The sequence below is a fragment of the Psychrobacter sp. P11G3 genome, assembly GCF_001435845.1.
Lineage (GTDB): Bacteria > Pseudomonadota > Gammaproteobacteria > Pseudomonadales > Moraxellaceae > Psychrobacter.
In genome coordinates this window covers 2,810,518-2,829,897 of sequence record NZ_CM003596.1, presented here as the reverse complement: position 1 = coordinate 2,829,897, position 19,380 = coordinate 2,810,518, and the positions used below count along the sequence as shown (strand labels likewise).

General features: G+C 43.6%; 18 protein-coding genes. 11 read left to right on the top strand and 7 right to left on the bottom strand.

From position 1 onward, the window contains the following. Window positions 1–41: 41 nt before the first annotated feature. The 5 genes from AK824_RS11450 (at window position 42) to AK824_RS11425 (ending at window position 6,490) form a co-directional block, all read left to right on the top strand. Window positions 42–1,769 carry an AMP-binding protein gene (locus AK824_RS11450; protein WP_057761677.1) on the top strand — a complete coding sequence of 576 codons (1,728 nt, stop codon included), beginning with the start codon at window positions 42–44 and terminating at the stop codon, window positions 1,767–1,769. Window positions 1,770–2,278: 509 nt separating this feature from the next. After that, window positions 2,279–4,078: an AMP-binding protein gene (locus tag AK824_RS11440; protein ID WP_082624644.1), complete on the top strand. Its 1,800-nt coding sequence runs from the start codon at window positions 2,279–2,281 to the stop codon at window positions 4,076–4,078. 181 nt (window positions 4,079–4,259) lie between these two features. Beyond that, window positions 4,260–4,976 carry a ribonuclease PH gene (rph, locus tag AK824_RS11435; RefSeq protein ID WP_057761673.1) on the top strand — a complete coding sequence of 239 codons (717 nt, stop codon included), beginning with the start codon at window positions 4,260–4,262 and terminating at the stop codon, window positions 4,974–4,976. Between the two features lie 118 nt (window positions 4,977–5,094). Beyond that, window positions 5,095–5,586 carry a hypothetical protein gene (locus AK824_RS11430; RefSeq protein WP_057761671.1) on the top strand — a complete coding sequence of 164 codons (492 nt, stop codon included), beginning with the start codon at window positions 5,095–5,097 and terminating at the stop codon, window positions 5,584–5,586. A 265-nt stretch (window positions 5,587–5,851) separates the two neighbouring features. After that, on the top strand, window positions 5,852–6,490 hold the full coding sequence (locus AK824_RS11425; RefSeq protein ID WP_057761669.1) for a hypothetical protein: 639 nt from the start codon (window positions 5,852–5,854) through the stop codon (window positions 6,488–6,490). 111 nt (window positions 6,491–6,601) lie between these two features. Here AK824_RS11425 and hemJ read toward each other — a convergent pair whose 3' ends face one another. The 6 genes from hemJ to serB form a co-directional block, all read right to left on the bottom strand. Continuing rightward, a complete protein-coding gene (hemJ, locus tag AK824_RS11420) occupies window positions 6,602–7,036 on the bottom strand; it encodes a protoporphyrinogen oxidase HemJ (protein ID WP_057762639.1) in 435 nt (144 codons plus the stop codon). A 40-nt stretch (window positions 7,037–7,076) separates the two neighbouring features. Further along, entirely contained in the window at window positions 7,077–8,240 is a 1,164-nt protein-coding gene (bioB, locus tag AK824_RS11415) for a biotin synthase BioB (RefSeq protein ID WP_057761667.1), read from the bottom strand. Between the two features lie 253 nt (window positions 8,241–8,493). After that, on the bottom strand, window positions 8,494–9,000 hold the full coding sequence (locus AK824_RS11410) for an SCP2 sterol-binding domain-containing protein (protein WP_057761664.1): 507 nt from the start codon (window positions 8,998–9,000) through the stop codon (window positions 8,494–8,496). A gap of 206 nt (window positions 9,001–9,206) precedes the next feature. Further along, window positions 9,207–9,599: an AciT family ciprofloxacin tolerance protein gene (gene aciT / locus AK824_RS11405; protein ID WP_227511168.1), complete on the bottom strand. Its 393-nt coding sequence runs from the start codon at window positions 9,597–9,599 to the stop codon at window positions 9,207–9,209. Between the two features lie 282 nt (window positions 9,600–9,881). After that, window positions 9,882–10,877 carry a DUF368 domain-containing protein gene (locus AK824_RS11400; protein ID WP_057761662.1) on the bottom strand — a complete coding sequence of 332 codons (996 nt, stop codon included), beginning with the start codon at window positions 10,875–10,877 and terminating at the stop codon, window positions 9,882–9,884. Between the two features lie 300 nt (window positions 10,878–11,177). After that, entirely contained in the window at window positions 11,178–12,368 is a 1,191-nt protein-coding gene (gene serB, locus AK824_RS11395; protein ID WP_057761660.1) for a phosphoserine phosphatase SerB, read from the bottom strand. A 458-nt stretch (window positions 12,369–12,826) separates the two neighbouring features. Here serB and AK824_RS11390 point away from each other — a divergent pair, with 458 nt between their 5' ends. The 6 genes from AK824_RS11390 (at window position 12,827) to AK824_RS11365 (ending at window position 18,022) form a co-directional block, all read left to right on the top strand. Further along, window positions 12,827–14,272 (top strand): hypothetical protein, encoded by a 1,446-nt coding sequence (locus tag AK824_RS11390; protein ID WP_057761658.1) that lies wholly within the window; start codon window positions 12,827–12,829, stop codon window positions 14,270–14,272. 186 nt (window positions 14,273–14,458) lie between these two features. Continuing rightward, a complete protein-coding gene (locus tag AK824_RS11385; protein ID WP_057761656.1) occupies window positions 14,459–14,695 on the top strand; it encodes a PA3496 family putative envelope integrity protein in 237 nt (78 codons plus the stop codon). Window positions 14,696–14,993: 298 nt separating this feature from the next. Then, window positions 14,994–15,551: a YecA/YgfB family protein gene (locus tag AK824_RS11380; protein WP_057761653.1), complete on the top strand. Its 558-nt coding sequence runs from the start codon at window positions 14,994–14,996 to the stop codon at window positions 15,549–15,551. Window positions 15,552–15,659: 108 nt separating this feature from the next. Continuing rightward, window positions 15,660–16,100, top strand: coding sequence for a YbjQ family protein (locus AK824_RS11375; protein ID WP_057761652.1), 441 nt, complete (start codon window positions 15,660–15,662; stop codon window positions 16,098–16,100). 78 nt (window positions 16,101–16,178) lie between these two features. Next, window positions 16,179–16,676: a YbjQ family protein gene (locus AK824_RS11370; protein WP_057761650.1), complete on the top strand. Its 498-nt coding sequence runs from the start codon at window positions 16,179–16,181 to the stop codon at window positions 16,674–16,676. Window positions 16,677–17,098: 422 nt separating this feature from the next. After that, complete coding sequence (locus AK824_RS11365; protein ID WP_057761648.1) at window positions 17,099–18,022, top strand: bile acid:sodium symporter family protein; 924 nt, start codon at window positions 17,099–17,101, stop codon at window positions 18,020–18,022. Window positions 18,023–18,181: 159 nt separating this feature from the next. On the opposite strand, the gene AK824_RS11360 is transcribed toward AK824_RS11365, so the two are convergent. Further along, window positions 18,182–19,324, bottom strand: coding sequence for a formate/nitrite transporter family protein (locus tag AK824_RS11360; protein WP_057761646.1), 1,143 nt, complete (start codon window positions 19,322–19,324; stop codon window positions 18,182–18,184). Window positions 19,325–19,380: the final 56 nt, after the last annotated feature.

The following is a 19,380-nucleotide window of genomic DNA, read 5'->3' as shown; positions in this document are numbered from 1 at the left end:
TGGGTTGACGGTAATGTATTATTACTAGGAGAGAAAAGATTATGGAAAATCAAGGAAACTTAACCCGTCGTGACGATAAAGTTTGGCTAAAAACGTATGAAGAACTTGGTCTGGAGTATGACATTGAGTTGCCAGCCGATAATACGTCACTTATCGATATTTTCGAAAAAAGCTTCGCTGAAAATGCTGATAAAACTGCCTATATCTGCATGGGTTCATCGTTAAGCTTCCAAGAAGTGGATCTATACAGCCGTCAAATGGCCGCTTATCTACAGTCATTAGGATTGGTCAAAGGCGATAAAGTTGCGGTCATGATGCCCAACATTTTGCAGTTACCAATCTCTGTCATCGCTGTACTACGTGCAGGCTTTACCTTAGTCAACGTCAACCCTCTGTACACTACCAGAGAGCTTGAACATCAGCTGACTGATTCAGACGCCAAAGTGCTAATCATGGTCGAAAACTTTGCCAAAACCTATCAAGACATCGGTCGCAATGTGGTCGATAAAGTCGTGATTACTGGTATGGGCGATTTGATGGGTACGCTCAAAGGCTTTATGGTTAATACGGTCGTCCGCCATGTCAAAAAAATGGTACCAGACTATAGTATTTCTAATAGCATCAGCTTCAAAACAGCACTAAAGCAAGTCACGGCTAGCAAATATAAGCGCCCAACCAATATCACACTCGATGATATCGCCGTCCTACAATATACCGGTGGTACGACAGGTGTGGCGAAAGGCGCAATGCTAACGCACAAAAACTTGGTAGCAAATTTAATTCAGTCTAATACCTTTTTGGGCACTGCTTTTGATGATTTCGATCAAAGAGGTGAGCAACCTGTGATTATGACGGCATTGCCGATGTATCATATTTTCTCATTTACCGTATGTGGCATGTTCGGTCTGTATCGCGGTTGTGTGGTTCTATTAGTACCAAACCCACGCGATCTTGATAGCTTGTTAAAAGCATATAAAGCCAATCCACCAGCGTTCTTCCCAGCGGTAAACACGTTGTTCAACGCACTTGCTAACAACGAAGAATTTATCGCGATGGATCATAGCAAGCTGCGTCAATCGATGGGCGGCGGCATGGCAGTACTGAGCCCAACAGCAGAAAAATGGCGTCAAGTAACTGGTAATATTATCATTCAAGGTTACGGCCTGTCTGAAACAGCACCAGTTGCGACCTCTAATCCTAGCAACAGTAAAACATTCACAGGTACCATTGGTGTACCGATGCCAGCAACAGATGTGGCAATTTTGGATGATGCAGGTAATGAAGTGGCACTTGGTGAGCGCGGTGAGATTAGTGTTCGTGGTCCACAGGTCATGAAAGGTTACTGGAACCGTGAAGATGCTACTGCCGAAGTCATGACAGCAGATGGGTACTTCCGTACTGGTGATATCGGTATCATGGCTGACAACGGATATGTGACCATCGTTGACCGCAAAAAAGACATGATTTTGGTGTCTGGTTTTAACGTTTATCCAAACGAAGTCGAAGAAGTCATGGCTGGCCATCCTAAGATTTTAGAATGTGGTGTCATCGGTATCGAAGACGAGAAAAGCGGTGAGATTCCTAAGATCTATGTTGTCCGTAATGATCCTAGTCTGACTACCGAAGAAGTTCTTGAGTACGGTAAAGAGAACCTAACAGGTTATAAGCGTCCTCGTCGTGTTGAGTTTATTGATGAGCTACCAAAATCGAACGTTGGTAAGATTTTGCGCAAAGATTTACGCGTACTTGAAGAAAAAAACCACGGTTAATTTGCTGATACACGCACCTAGAGAGTTGTTTGATAGCTGCGTGTATCAACTAAAGATACATGTGAAAGTAACGCTCGATTAGATACTGTCGTAACTAAAGTAGTAACCAAAAATGATAAGGCTGCAACCATGCTGTCTTATCATTTTTTTGTCTTTATCGCTTTTGACATTTGCGGATGACAGCTACTATTAATAGAGAATATCTATTAAAACTGCTATAGTGCCCATCGACGTATTTTTGTTTTCATCCAAAAAATCGTACTGGTTCTGCTCAAGGTAACAGGCAAAATCATGGTAGTAAATATCGTTTTCGACTTGGTCGTACTGAGTGGTAGTATTATTTATCATAGACCCAGCAATACACTTTAATTTGCAAAGCTTATGAATGACAAACCCGTTCATACTTATCTATTTCTTATTCATAAGCTTCTGCTGTCAGCGATAATCATAAAAAATGGTGTTTCCATTAGCATATTCAATGTTTTTAACAGTAACATTTAGGGAAAATTATGACGGATAATATTAATAAAAAAACGGCAGATAATAGCGCTGCAACTAATGATAAAGACAATACTACTAACGACATTTATCAAAGCAATGCGTTTCCTACTATGCCGACCATCGACGGTGATAGTCCGTGGCTGAGCGCTTATGAGCGCTATAGCATCGATGCTACTATCGAGATGCCAGAAGACAATACCTCTTTACTGGATGTGTTCGAGCGTAATTTTAGCCGTTATGGCCAAAAACCTGCCTATATCTGCATGGGCTCATCGATTACTTTTAAGCAATTAGATCTATATAGTCGCCAGATTGCTAGCTATTTGCAGTCAATAGGACTGGTTGCAGGCGATAAAGTTGGGGTAATGATGCCCAACGTCTTGCAGTATCCAGTGGTCGCTTTGGGTATCATTCGCGCAGGGATGGTGTTGGTCAATGTAAACCCTCTATACACCAGCCGTGAGCTGTCACATCAGTTGCATGACAGTGGTGCGAAAGCGCTATTTATCGTTGAAAACTTTGCCAAGACCTATCAAGATGCTGAAGACAAAGGTCAGGTAGAGCATGTAGTCGTGTGTACCATTGGTGATATGCTAGGTACGATTAAAGGAGCCGTGGTTAATCTTGTGGCTCGTCATGTCAAAAAGATGATTCCTGCTTATAGCATACCGAATAGCGTGAGCTTCAAGCATGCCTTAAATGCGGAATCAGCCAGTAAGTACCAACGACCTGAGTTAAACTTAAGCGATGTAGCGCTACTGCAATATACTGGTGGTACGACGGGAGTAGCGAAAGGCGCGATGCTGTCTCACGGCAATCTAGTCGCTAACATGCTACAGGTCAGCGCGCTGATGAACAGTGCATTTGATGATGATATAGATGGTAGAGATGTGATTTTGACCGCACTGCCGTTATATCACGTATTCTCATTTATGGTCTGCGGCATGTGTAGTATGTATCAAGGTTATGCCTCGCTACTCATTCCAAATCCGCGCGATCTTGATGGGCTTATCAAAGAGATGGCCAAGTACAAGCCAGCGTTTATCCCTGCGGTGAATACTTTGTTTAACGGCTTAGTACACAAAGATAACTTTGCTGATTTGGACTTTTCTAATCTAAAAGCGTCTATCGGCGGCGGTATGTCAGTATTACCTAGCGTAGCGAAGGAATGGCATAAAATCACTGGCCTGCCTATCGTTGAAGGTTATGGCTTGTCTGAGACCTCACCTGTGGTAGCATTTAATCCGATGACTATTGCGGAATTTACTGGAAAAATCGGTATTCCTGCGCCTAGTACGGATATTGTGCTCATTGATGATGACGAAAATATAGTAGCCATGGGCGATCGCGGTGAAATCTGCGTAAAAGGTCCACAGGTCATGATTGGTTATCAGAATCGTCCGAAAGAAACCGCAGAATCTTTTACGGCTAGCGGTTACTTAAAAACGGGCGATATCGGCATCATGGACGAAAAAGGCTTTATCAAAATTGTCGATCGCAAAAAAGACATGATTTTAGTGTCTGGTTTTAACGTCTATCCAAACGAAATCGAAGAGGCGATGAGTGAGCATCCAGCAGTCGTAGAATGCGGTGCTATTGGTGTACCGAACGATGATCGCGGCGAAGAGCCAAAGCTGTTTGTGGTCAAAAAAGGCAACGTGACTGAAAAAGAGCTACTAGAATATGGCAAAAAACAACTGACTGGCTATAAGCGCCCACGTCATATACAGTTCGTTGACGAATTACCAAAGTCGAACGTTGGCAAAATCCTACGTAAGGAATTGCGTAAGATGGAAGGGTTAGAGTAGTTTATATCTGACATTCTGTTGATAACGATGGCGTAATGGCAGGTGCGAATCTTGCTATTGCGCCGTTGTCACGTTAGGATATCTTAAGATTTTAGTCGACTACATACCTATCAATGTGTTTACTAACGACTGATAGGTATTTTTATGACACTGCTTTTATAACATTGTACTAGGAATTTTTATGCGTATTGACAATCGTGAGCTTGACCAACTTCGCTCGATCAGCTTTGAGCGCCATTATACGAAGCATGCTGAAGGGTCAGTATTGGTAAGTTTTGGCGATACCAAGGTACTATGTACTGCCAGTGTAGAATCTGGTGTGCCGCGCTGGCTCAAGGGTAAAGGCAAAGGTTGGATCACAGCCGAGTATGGCATGTTGCCACGCGCGACCAACACGCGCAATCAGCGTGAAGCGGCTCGCGGTAAGCAGTCAGGTCGTACGCAAGAGATTCAGCGTTTGATCGGTCGTAGTTTACGTGCCATGATTGATCTGAGTAAACTTGGTGAAAACACCATCTATCTTGATTGCGATGTACTGCAAGCGGATGGTGGTACTCGCACGGCCAGTATCACTGGTGCTGCGATTGCGCTTATCGATGCGCTAGAGAGTATCCAAAAGGCCAAGAAACTTAAAGCAGATCCGCTAATCGGATTGGTTGCTGCGGTTTCCGTTGGTATGAAAGATGGCGAAGCATATCTTGATCTGAACTACGAAGAAGACTCTAGCTGTGATACCGACTTGAACGTTGTGATGACCCAGAAAGGCGAGTACATTGAGCTGCAAGGTACTGCTGAAGAAAAGCCGTTCACTCGTGCTCAAGCAGATGCTATGCTGTCATTAGCTGAAAAAGGCATCGCTGAATTGATTAAAATGCAACAGACGGCGCTTGGTTGGTAGACTAGCGTTTAGATACAACACACTGTCTTTGTTTTTAGTGTCAATAACTGCCTGTTAGCTGCTAATAGGCAGTTTTTTAATAGAAAATATTCGTACATTACGTAATAGGTAACAACACATGCTAAAGCTGACTGATGATGGCGCCAAAATCACCTTACAAGGGCAATCAAGTGCTGCTGATAATGGCATGTTTTGGTTTGGTTCTGCATTATTGGTAGGGGCCGTCGCAGTCGCTATGGCGATGAGCTTATTGCCTGAGCGTCTAGCCATTGGTGCACTTGCGCTTCTTATTATCGGTAGTTTTGTGTTTAACAAAAAGCGTCAACAGCAGAAAAAATCCATGAGTGGCATGATTAGCAGCGGGACGTTATGGGTTCGGGCGGGTGAGCTGGTACATGATAATTTAGGTAAGCGTGAACATATTCATTTGACTGACGGTGATAAGATAACACTGATTGGCGAGCAATTACAGATTGTCGATAGCAGTGACGTCCGTAAATATCGTATTACTGGCTTTGAGATTGCTCAAGAAGCAAAAGCTGCGAAAGCTATCTTAGAAGGGCAAGCGCTAACGAAACGCCATGTAAATATTAAAATGAAGAGTAATTAGTATCATTTCTCAATTTCATACTTTATGAAAGCATGGCTATCATCTTGGTATTATCTAAACTTCAAACTCAAGTGTCATTTTAAATTTCATTCGACATGCCTCTTCCCAATATTGTCATCTATCAGTATATTTATACCGTCTATCACCTATCGCAGGCGAATAGTGCTTGCAGATTTGTGCGCAAATGGTTTATAAGTAGGATTATAAAATTTATCCTTCTTATTATTGATACTGTCATTGAGATTTAGTTGACAAGGAGTTAGTCATGCTGCGTTTGTCTATATCGCCAGTCGCCGCGTTGTGCGGTTTTTTACTATTTACCTGCGGCATGGTAGGACAAGCCCATGCAGATAGTATGAGTATGCTTATCGCTCAAAAATCTATTCAACCAACGATGAATACGTCCTATCGTTATCCTGAGGTACAGCGTTCAGCACCTACAGTCTTACCAGTGTTTTTATCAGGCAACTATGACAATGTCGATAGCGAGTATCTACCGCTATTGAGCAATGCCGAGACGCAGAGTAGTATGGCAGCACGTGAGGTGGTCAGTACCGCCCGAAAAATGGCACTTAACGAGCGCACGATTATTCAAGGTGGCTGCTGGGACTATTTAAATGCGGTATTCAATCGGGCAGGGGTATCGCGTAATACCATACACAAAGGCACTTATGCGCAAGGGCCCTATGCTAGTAGCAGTGAGATTGAAGCAGGCGACTGGCTCTATTATATCAATCATGGTTACAATGGCGTCGAGCATAGTGGTCTGTTCGTCGGTTGGGTCGATGAGCGTGCCAAGCAGGCATTGATACTGAGCTATGCTGGTGAAAATCGCCGTGAGCCAGCTCGTTATCGCGTTTATGACTTAAGCAATGTTTATCAAATTATGCGTCCGAGCGTTTAGTGTTCGATATCTCCAGTTTGACAACCTGTTCTATAAGTGAATAAAAAAGCGTCCGCAACTCATTGAAGTTACGGACGCTTTTGCTTTACAGGTTAAATGGTTTTTCTTATATTAAAACGGTTTTACCACGACTAGAATGACGATAATCACTAAGGCAAAGACAGGCACTTCATTAAACCAGCGCCAGAATTTATGCGTTTTATAGTGTGGATTATCAATTAGCTTTTTACGATAAAAGCCGCAAGCGCCATGATAGCCTGACAGCAGCACTACTAATAGCAATTTTACGTGTAGCCAGCCTTGGGTTTTATAGACATCCCAGCCCAGTCCTAACATCCATAGACCAAAGATCCATGTCGCTATCATCGATGGAGTCATGATGCCGCGATACAGCTTGCGCTCCATAATGGCAAAGCGCTCATGACTGATGCTATCGTCGCTCATCGCATGATAGACGAACAGGCGCGGCAAATAAAATATCGCTGCAAACCAGCAGACCATCGAGATAATGTGCGCCGCTTTAATCCAGTTAAAATAATCTGCCATCATAGTTTCTCTTGCTTAGCTTATATTTTTTAGCGTGGGCTTAATCTGCCAATACAACTTGTGTTTGATGACCATTCATCGCATCCATTACAGGCAGTACTTTAGGCGCTCTTGGTGCGGCAAACTGTTTGGTTAGGCCAAGCTCACGCATGAGTCTGTCGTCACCTGACTGGCTGGCATTACCAGTAGTAAGAAGCTTGTCACCATAAAAGAATGAGTTAGCGCCTGCCATAAATGCCAACGCTTGCTCAGAATCTGACAGACTTTCGCGGCCAGCAGATAGGCGCACGTAGCTAGTCGGGCAGCAAATACGGGCGACCGCAATAGTACGAATCCACTCAAGTACAGACAGCTGACCTTCGGCTAATACTTTATCCCCAATCGGTGTACCTGCAATAGGTACTAATAAGTTAACTGGAATTGATTCAGGCGCTTTTGGCATTTTTAGCAGTTCAAGTACCCAATCGATGCGATCATCACGGCTTTCGCCCATACCAACGATATTACCACTACAGACATTAATGCCAGAGTTACGCACGTTTTCTATCGTATCTAAACGCTCATCATAGCTGCGCGTGCTGACGACTTGCTCATAGTAGCTGCGTGAAGTATCTAGGTTATGGTTGTAGTAATCCAACCCTGCATCGGCCAACTGTGTTGCCTGATTGGTATCAAGCATGCCTAGTGTCATGCAAGTTTCAAGTCCCAGTGCTTTTACTTCTTTGATCAGCTCAACCACATAGGGCATGTCTTTGGCACTTGGATGTTTCCACGCGGCACCCATACAGAAACGCGATGAGCCACTGTTTTTGGCACGTTTGGCCGCTGCGATGACTTTGTCAACTTCTATGCGTTTTTCTGCTTGTAGTTTGGTGGTGTCGCGATGATGGCCTGACTGTGAGCAGTAGCCGCAATCTTCAGGGCAGTTGCCCGTTTTGATAGAGAGTAGCGTGCTGATCTGTACTTCATTAGCAGTAAAATGCTTTCTATGGATGGTTTGTGCTTGTAACAGCAAGTCCATTAGAGGTAAGTCAAACAGTTGCGCGATTTCTTCACGGCTATATGTTGTAACTACTTTATTATCAGTTTGAGTCGCGTCTGTAGCTATGCTGGCCAAAAAATCACTGTTGGTCGCATCTGGCTGAGTGGCTAGATCAGTTGGCTGGGTGGCGTCAGGTTCGGAGATGCTAAGCAATCCTGCCATAAGGTAAGTCCTTTTATAAGAATGAGAGAGTATTAAATAAAACCAATGTTTTTATCTATTGTCATTTATAAGGTAACAAAAAAGGTTGCCGTATAGTATACCGCAACCTTTTTAGAAAATCAGAACACTGCTAGACAGTATGTATAATTGTCACAGTAGCGCACATAAATAGTAACTATACGTTTGGACGTTTGGCTATTTAGTTCTATATCATCCATTCTACCAATGACTACCGCTCAGTGCACCATTCTTTTTATTTACCAAGTTTGTGCTTAGCGATACCAACCCAATGCTCAGCAAATTTCTGTGCTTTATAAGCGTAAGGTTTAGCTTTTTGGATATATGGTTTGCACTCTTCTGGGATAGCTGGAACGATATACTTAGCAAGTTTGTTGAACCACATCATTAGGCTATAGTCGCCTTCGATGCTCAAGTTACCTTCTTGTACAGCAGTCATAAAAGCAGGCAAGCTACCTTTGGTCAGCAGTCTAACGCCAGTCATAGAGTCTTTGAAAGTGATGGTCAAATCGGCTTCTTTTGCATGGCCGCTTTGTTGACTAAACTGTCCATTATCAAAGCTAAAAGAACGAGCGATATCAGACTCAGTACTAGCAAACTCAATCGTAACTTGACGATCAGCGAATAACGCTTTGACGTCTTCGTTATCGCTATCAGCTAACATAGACAAACGATAGCCAACGACAGCCAATAAAGCATCTAATGGATCAGATTTGATATCTAATACAGGAACAGTAAACATAGCAGAACTCCTAAAGAAATGAGGCATAAAAATAAAGCGTACTTTATACCAGTTTTTATGACAAATATATAACTGGATTATAAACTATCACAGGGTGCCAACTCTTTAGGAGTTAAGTAGAGAGCGTTAAGTATCTTGTAACATTCGATGTCACTGACGTAAGTAAGGTATTGATATAGACAAGCACAGGTATAAATAGGACAGTTTTAACGGAAACGTGGCTGATAGTTATCATCGTAGACAGGAGTGTGTTCGATATAGCGTGCGGCTTCTAGCTCACGTTGCTGACTAACGGTCTGGCTCACATCATCATAGCGTAATGCCCGATACAGTACCCAAGCTGCTAATGGTAACCAACTGATGCCCATAGCGATGATATAGCGATGCCATGATGATAGCTCCATCAACATAGGACGACCGGCTAATATATTTTGAATCAACTCAACGGTGAACCAATAGGCCATACCGCCAAACAGATATAGCAGTAGCCAACGATATGACGACAAGGCGAGCACCACTACTAAACTGGCTAGGATTCCATAACCCAGCCATGCCGCGCCGCTCCATGCCTCTATACCGATAAAAGAAAATATAGTCATTAACATCATTCATCTCGCTATTCATAAGGTGAATTCCAATGAGACTATTATGAGAGGTTATTGAGTAAAGCTGAAGAGGGTACAGGCGACTTTGCGACAACCGTTGACGTTTGGTTTTTTGGCTTGTTTTGCGATATTTAATAGCTAGGTTTTAGGCTAAGCGCCGTGAGGTCAGGCGCTTATTCTGAGTAATATGGGAATGGTTTTGCTAGTCTATGAAGGCGTTTATTAGCTAGCAGACCGAGCCAAACTAGAAAGCAGGACTGACAGTTCGTTGAATACTTAGACTCGATTGGTACGATTACCCCACCACGATAATAGCGAAACTAGAATAGCACCGAGCAGCATAAGTCCTACTGTCGTTGACCACTGTGCACCAGTAGGGTATTGCCATGGCATGACATTATGGACAGCTTCAGTATTTAGCGAGCCTAGCGCATCTACTTTCCATGGCCATACTTTTATTAGAGAGCCTGCGATAAAGCCCGTCAGCAATGCCAGGGTAGCCTGATAATAATGCGAGAGTAGCCACTTAAGTGCGCGCGTGAATAGCAGTAGCCCAGTCGCCATACCCGCAATGACTGTGAAAATGGCGCTCAAATTCATTGTATCGACTGCTTCTAATACCGCATCGTAAGCGCCTAGCAATAGCAAAATAAACGACCCTGATATGCCTGGTAGGATCATGGCACAAATAGCAATTGCCCCTGCAAAAAACAAATACGGTAAGCTAGGCGTGGTCGTGAGTAACGGCATACTACTAATGACTACAGCGGCAATAAGCCCAGTCGCGAACAGTGCGACACGCCCTATATTCCAGCGTTTAATTTCACTGAGTAAGATAAATACCGTTGCGACGACCAGTCCAAAAAAGAACGACCAAATAAGCAATGGTTGGTTGTCCAATAAATGCTTAATGATACCGGCTAAAGTTGCAAAGCTAGTGGCAATACCCAGTAGCAAACACAATAGAAATGTCGCGTCTACTTGTCGCCAAATTGCAGCGAATCCTTTGATGCCACCTTCCTGACGAAATATCGTCCAAAGATTGGGGCCGATACTGCCAAGTGCGTTAATCAAGCGCTCGTAAATCCCTGCAATCAACGCAATAGTGCCGCCAGAGACGCCAGGCACAATATCAGCTGCTCCCATGGCCATCCCTCTGACATAGATACCTACCAGCTGCTTCGGGCTATCGGTACGTACAGGTACCGTATCTTGTTCTAGTAGCGTTGGCGCTGACGGCTGAGTTGGCCGTGGAGATTGTGGTGCCGTCATGAGCATTCCTTTATCATTTAAAAATAAGTGTCATCTAAAAGTAAGCATTAGCTAAAAATAAGCGTACATAGCAGATTTTATTAATTATCATCACGTACTAAGGCGTATCTTCCATTCACTTAATAGGCATCTAACTGAACTAAAAATGGATAAATCTTGTCAGACATCGTCAAATAGCTAGCTAATATACCGATACTATCTACGCTACTTTCCTTGTCTAAGCCACGCCCTAAAGTATAAAAGCCAGATTAATGACAAAACATTAACCTAGCTTATTAAATGGCATAAAGCATTCTGCAATTACTCAGTAGGCGCCAGTGCAGGATAGCCAAGAGCGTACAGAGTACCTTCAAGCCCTGTCACGTTGATAGCGGCGTCAGCACGTGCTTGGACGATTGGTTTGGCATGATAGGCCACACCCAGATCAGCCAGTGCCATCATCGGTAAGTCGTTAGCACCGTCACCGATACAGACCACTTGTGACGTCTCAATGCCTAGGCGCTCAGCAGTATGCTCAACGATAGCAGCTTTTTTGGCACCATTGACAATAGGCCACTGTACATGACCAGTGACTTCACCTTCTTCGATATCTAGAGCGTTGGCATGCACTTCATCGATACCCAACTGCTCAGCGATATAACGGGCAAAATAAGTAAAGCCGCCTGAAACTAGCATCGTATGATAACCCAATGCTTTTAGCGCACTAATCGTCGTGCGCGCACCAGTCGATAACGTTAGGCGACTACAGATATCATCAAGCACATCAGTAGAAGTGCCTTTTAGCAAGGCCACACGCTGAGCAAACGATTCATCAAAATCAATTTCACCGCGCATTGCGGCTTCAGTGATGGCTTCTACTTCCTCGCCAATCCCAGCCGTTTTTGCCAGCTCTACGATGACTTCTTGCTCGATCAAGGTTGAATCCATATCGAAGCAGGCAAGTTTGTGCGTCCGTAGCATATGACCGACAGACAAGATATGACAGTCCACGACGTTTATGTTGCCTGTGCTATCTGCACTGCGTGTATTGTTATATTCTTCAGTTAGGTCATGACGCAAGCGAGTGGTCAGCTGATCATCAATGATGTGAGCGGCTGCGGTTTTTTTGCCAGGATGCATTAGTGTGTCAGTGACTGGCACTAACAGATAACGGTAGACCTGAGTATGGGTAAAGGGTAGGCGCTGTGCGTCTGCTGCTGTAGGCTCTGTATCAGATACCGTGATATTGACGAAGTTAGCGTCAGTATCTTCCGCAACCGTTACTAGATGCCAGCTTGGCTGTTCATCGACCCACGACTGAACGTACTGATGAATATCTAATGCAGATACCTGAGTCGGCAGTACTACGATGAGCGCAAAAACAGGTAGCGACTGTAGCGCATCAAAGTCTTGCAAATTGGTATCTTCGGGTAATAATGCCGCAATAGAATCAACGGCTTGTTGCCATGCTTTGCTGTCTTTTGGTAACGAATAAGATGTATTTTTTGGCATGGCTCAATTGTCCCTTGTATGCTCATATAAGATTAGGAATAATAACAGTTTTACTGGGCAGCGCCTATAGATGACGCGCAAAGTAACAATGATGCTAAAAAACAGATTTTATGGTGTAAGAAGCCATAGAAAATGCAATAAAGTTATTATGATAAATTTATAAAGCGCTCACGCTATAAGGCTTATTATGGTGATATAGTAGATGAGATAAGCTGGCTGTTTATCGGCTGTGCTTTCTTATTAACGATGCCTTCGCAAAAGATAGTAAGGCAAAAGGTATCAAAGATAGTGAAGCTGGCAATAATATTGATGGTGTTGATAGTCATTGATAATCAGTACTGCTTTATCACTATGTGCGCACTACCATTGGCGCGCATCACAATTGTTTAAAAATTAGCCAAAAAATGAGCAGTAGCCTCGTTTTTTAATTTCTTCTCTCCAAAAAAGTTTAACATATCATGACGTATTTAGCGCCGCGGCAAGGGTTGTTTGCCATTATTCTTCTGGTTAGTTTTTGTTTGCAGACGCTGTTATTGGTCATTAGTACTGACCAACAGCTGAGCAATAGTCGTGCGTTAAAAGGCGAGCAGATGGTCGCCCAGCTGATTGATGAAGCAAGGTTGTCTTTAGAAAATAAAGACCGTGTGAGTTTAAGCGTTATTGCCAACCGCTATACCAGCGAGCAAGACGTCACACGGATACTGATTAAGGACAACAACGATGATATCTTGGTACCAGTAGGCAATGCGCCAATGCAGCAAGGTGACACCATTCGTCAAATCGCCACCAATGGCGATGCAGTCATCGGTAGCGTGGCATTGACCCTAAAAGACGTCAGCAAAGGCGAGATTATCGCCATGCAGTGGCCGTTTGTCATCGGCACCATGCTACTACATTTATTGCTTTGGTTGATTTATGGTTACCTCGCTCGTCCGACCAAAGAGCAAATCAATGCATTGAGTCGAGATATCCAAGAATTGTATCGCGACCAATACAGACCAGTCGATCAACGCGGCTATGACCGTGAACTTGAGCGCCAGTCAGCGCCTAATTTAGCAGACAGTCAAGTAGCGACTGATAATACGGCAAACGCCACAGATGACGAAGTGACTAATGCCCGCAAGTTTAATGTGCATAATGAAGTGAACGAGTATCTTAGAACCCAGCAAAACCAAGAGACAGGTAGTGATACTGACAATCTAGCGGGTGCGGGTGAAGGTAGCGAAAGCGAAATAGCAGATACAGGCGGTGTTGCTTCTCAAGCTGCCAGTCATACGTCTAAACTGTCTGCCACCCGATCCGTTGATAGCGTCAAAGTTCAAGTCGTATTCCATGATGAGTTCAATATGCTTGAACGCCTTGCACCTGCGCAGCGTCTTCCGTATTTAGCACTCTGCACTCAGCTGCTCAATCAAGCCGTGACTGAGCTACTAAGACAGCCATTGTTGTTGGGTGTGAGTGCGATGAATGAAGCTCACTTTGAAGATAATGGCGCAAGTGTGGTACTAAAGGCTGATAATAGCCACGCAAAAGTAGCGCTCGCAGGCGTGATGCTTGCCAAGCTATATTTAATGCTCAACAAAATTATCCACGATAAGCATATTGAGCTATCACGTTTTGCCTTACCAGCAAAAGCGGGCGTGAGTGATGACGCGCAATCAGAGCCAATGACCCATTTGCTCCAGAGTATCGGCAAAAAAGAGCAGCTATTGATACTATTGCCAAATGCCGGTCTCAAGCAAATCAGCAATCATGTACAAGTACATAACATCATGCGTCCAACTACCGTCTATGAGCGTGAGTGTGCGATATTTGATGGTGCTAACGACTCATTGATTCAGCGTTTGGCCGATGTGCGCAACGCAGTTCTAATGATTGAAGATGAGGACGAGCTACACATTTAATGCCGACTGTATTTGGTCATTTATATTACAATTGTCTGTTATATAGCCTACTGGACTATCTTAATCGTAGAGTTGAAATGTACCATATTGCGAAAAAGGATTGACAACATTCAATAGAGACTTTATAAGGCATATATATATTGATGTATTCTTAATACCCTTGCCTAAAAATGATAGGAGTTTGTCATGAGTGACGCTGATATTGACGACGATTTTGATGATGATTTTGTCGACGATGATGATGCAAAGATGGTTGAAGAAGCTGAGACGAGCGTACGTACACGTTTAAGTAGTCTTGAAAAACGTCGGCTAATCGATAATTTGCTAGAAGAAAAGCGTTTGGCTAAAGAGTTAAAAGACGATCTAGACGATATAGACAACTTCGATGAAGACGGCGATGATTGGGATGATGACGATTTTTAATTTGTCGGCATCAGTCGTTTCAGTGGACTAAAGTGCTTTAGTGGCTACTTTAATGACAGTGACTATTTTAGTGACTAAAATTATTTAACCAATCAAACTGGTTGCCTGCTGTTTGCCAATTTTCTAATTTTCTAGGGTTGCTCGCAACCAGTTCATCTCGATAATACTTACCTGATAGAGGTTGCTTGAGTTCGATTAATTAAGCAGCCTTTAGTCTCTACTTAAGTACTCGTCCTCTTTTATTTAACCGATCGCCCACTGCGATTGATGACATCTATCTGCTAAGGAAAACCAAATTATGAGTAACCAACTAAGTTTTGATGAATTACTAGACTATTTGGACAATCAAGAAAGCCAGTTCGTGCTAGATAGTGTCGCAGCGCATGGTTTTTTGACAGCGACGGTCATCGGTCGTCCATTGCCTAACTGGATGGATGCCCTGTTCGAAGGTCACGTAAGTGAGATTCCAGAAAATGTCATCGATGGCATTAAACGCTGGCGCGATTCGATCATGGCTGAGCTAAAAAACGAGACGCCGATCGAATTACCATTTGGTGAAGATGCTGGTAACGAAGAAGTGGCGGTTGATTTCTCTGATGAGTCAGACATCGTTGCTTGGTCAATTGGTTTCGTCGATGCCATGTATGGTGACGAAGCAAGCGATTGGTTCGAAGATCAAGAAACGGCAGAAGACGTCGCGGTATTGACCTTGCCAATGATCGTACTAAGCGGTATCGATGATGAAGACCCAGAGCTATCTGAGATGCGTAAAGACGAAGACAAAATGGTACAGATGGCCAATAGTATCGAAGGCAATTTGACTGAATTGTTCTTATTGTTTCATACCAACGATTAATAATGCTAAGAAACAGCGCTATTAGCAGTGCTGTTTCTATTTTGCCTATGCTGTATCGCAGCGCTTTAGTTTACCACGTATTTTATAAGTCACCGATAAGGTCATCCTATGACTGTGCAACTCTCTAACCTTGAACACTTACCTAACTATCAAATTACCGAACGCCTAGACGTGGTGTACGGTAGTACCGTGCGCTCAAAGCACGTCGGTAAGGATCTGTTCGCTGGGTTAAAAAACATCGTTGGCGGTGAGCTGACGGCTTATACCGAGCTATTAGAAGAGTCACGCCAAGAAGCAATCGATCGCATGATTGTCAAAGCAGAGGCGTTAGGTGCTGATGCGGTGGTCGGTCTACGTTTTTCAACTTCTAGCATCGCCCAAGGTGCGTCAGAGCTGTTTGTCTATGGTACGGCGGTCAAGGTTGCGCCGATATCACAACAGCAGTATCAAAACCCGCCAAGCGATGGTTATAATCATTCTAGTCAAAACACAAATACTCAGACCCAAGTCGCACCCGATGATTTACCGCGTTTTAATCCTTTTGGTTAATCCTATAATATTAAAGACTACAATACTAAATCCTATAATGTTAAAAGCACCGATGCTTTTTATGATGAGAAACGTGCTATGAATGATTCACTCACGCAAGTGCTCATCAACTATGGGCCGTTTGTCTTCTTATTCGCGGCTGGCTGGTTCTTCGGATCACGCCACGAGCGTCAGCATTTGGCACAGTTAATAGTAGCAGAGCAAGCATTGGGCGATATTACTGTCTCAAGCGAACGTCTATACCGTCCCAAGTTAGCAGTGGGTAGTGAAGGCGAGCTGGTACTTGGTAGTGTCGTCATCGCTCAAGATTATTTCAAAATGATTATCGCCCGTGTACTGAGTGTCTTTGGCAAAAACCTAACTACCTACGAGACATTATTAGATCGCGCGCGCCGTGAGGCGATCGTCCGTATGCGCACCCAAGCAAAAGCCAAAGGCTACACACATATCTATGGTTTGCGCTTAGAAGTCACCAATGTCAACCAATTGGGCAGTATGGTAGAAGCCATAGCCTATGGTACAGCGGTAATCAGTACTGACCATACATCTGCTACACCTCACGTGATACCCGTCTAGATCGTTTTTACCTCAGTCTCAGACATATAAACTGATAGTTGACTGACGAGTAGTCAAAAAAATCAAAACCATGCACTTTTACAACGATATACTGAATTTTGCCGTTCCGTTATTATTTCGGTTCGTATGGACTAAAAATCGTTATTGCCAAAAATTAGTACTACAAGAATCAGTATTACAAGTACTCGTACTATAAAAACCAATACCGTAAAAGACCAGTACCATAAAGAATTAATACCGTAAAAGATGAGTATCATCAAAAAATTGTCGTTCTAAGCACACAGTTGTGTGAATCAAGATTATATAAAGAGCTGACAACATCGATGGCTGTTACCCCAGATATCAGCAGGATTGGCTGATTGAGCATCACAACGTTGTCATAAACTTGCCCGTGTAAGGGCTCTATCTACAAGGATGTAGTTATGGAAGGTGTGGAGTTAGTCACGTTTGTAAATTCAAAAGTTATTCCTATCAGTATTTTTTTGATTATGATGGGAATGGGACTGTCCCTAGTTACCAATGACTTTAAACGAGTCGTCAAGTACCCCAAGGCCGTCGGTATAGGTCTCACCAATCAGCTTATATTTTTACCATTAGTTGGCTTTGCTTTAGCGGCGTCTATGTCATTAGAGCCTGAGTATGCGGTTGGGGTTATGTTGCTGGTACTGTGTCCTGGTGGCACCACATCAAACCTATTCACTTATCTTGCCAAAGGCGATGTCGCCCTGTCGGTTACAATGACCGCTATTGCCAGCGTCATTACTGTATTTACCATTCCTATCGTACTTAGCTTTTCGCTCGTCTATTTCATGGGAGCGGGCAGCGAGTTTCAATTGCCAGTCGCCAAGACCATGATTAGCCTGATTGCGCTGACTATCCTGCCGGTTAGTATCGGGATGCTGATCAAAAACTATAAGCCTAAATTTGCTGATAGAGCACAGGTTATGGTATCTCGTTTTGGGGTGATCTTTTTGAGCTTCTTGGTGCTTTTCTTGAGCTATGTGCAACGAGACATCATCGTAGAGGCTCTAATTGCTACTGGTCCTGTATCGCTCATATTAAACGTATCAACGATGGCACTTGGGTATTATACGAGTAAATGGTTTGGTCTCAATCCTGAACAGAGAAGATCAATCACCATGGAAGTCGGTCTACAAAACAGTACGCTATCGATGTTTATGGCATTGACGCTGCTCGCTAACTATAAGATGTCGTTGACGCCAGCTATCTATACGCTAATTATGTTCTTGACCGCTGGTATCATGGTCAGAGTATTCACAGCTCAGCACAATAAAGCCAAAAAAACCGAGATAGAAAACAGTGTATTGGCAGCACGTAGAATGTAAGGTGTTTAAGATAACCGTAGTAATGTATTGTCACGCCAGTTGAGACAGTACTTGGCAAAAAAGTAGCAATGTATGGCGAAATAAAAAAGCCCGCAACACGCTTCGTATAAGGAAGTGCGTTGCGGGCTTTTGTGTGTAGTACCTTTTTTCATCTCGAATCTAAAATCTTCGTCTGTCTATTTTTGCTCTCGCCTCGGCAGTTTGCTCTTTGACCTTTTCAATTTCAAATAAGAACGTACGGTTTTTGAGTACGGCAACGAACACCACGCCGCCCACCGTATTGCCGGCTAGTACCACGACTAAAAATACCAAATAGTGCCAAAGGCTGACGGTGTTGCCATATAGTAGTGCTGAAAATACTTCGATATTGCCAACAATACTATGGTGCAATCCCAAAAATCCGATACTACCAGTGATGAGTGTGACCAAGACGATACGGCTCAGAGTGTCACGGGCAGAAGTCACTAGCCATGCCGCGACGCCCATCATCCAGCCTGCCAGTACTGCACTACCAAAGATCACCCACCACTCAAACCCCAAGATATGCTCGGCATAAGCGTCAATGGCATGATCTGTAAACAGGTGCATGTGTAGTCCTAGACCAATCATAAGGGCTGCAAATATACAACCGCCCACGATATTACCAGCAATAACGATGCCCCACAGCCTGAGCAATTTATGTAGTGGTTCGATTTTATTGAGCACAGGCAGACTGAGTAGGGATGTCTGTTCGGTAAATAATAACGACTGACCGATCACCACGATAATAAAACCAATCGGATAGAGCAGGGATGACAATACCATCGCATAGCGACTGGGCAATACGTCATTTAGTAGTGCAAATGCGGATAAAATCACAAAAAAACTGATACCAATCTCGAGTCCAGCGGTAAAGGCACTGGTAAATAACGAACCAAGTGAGCGCTGAAAGGTTTCTTTGGCATGTATGACTTGCTCTACCAAGATACTGGCGTAGCTTTTTGCTTGGCTTAGATTGTCATCACTGGCGACTTTTTTGATGGTTTCTTTATCTTCTTCGCTGATTTCTTCTGGCAAGTCATCATTATCTAGTTCTTCGGTAGCTTTTATGTGGTCATCTGAGTGATGACTGTCCACATCAGAGCTGTCTTTTACAGCGTGGCTGTGCTGTAGTGTATGACTGTGCTCCGTACTGTTATTTTCGTGATTGCCATTCAGCGCATCGTCATCTGAATTTACGTGACTTGTGGTACTCGTATGCAGAGCCTTATCGTTTGGCAAGTTGTTCTGAGAGTTAGGGGGTTGCTCGGTATCTTGGGACACGGTCAGCTCACTGTTGGTTATATAGTGTTTTAGTACGTTTCAGGCTTGGTAGTTTT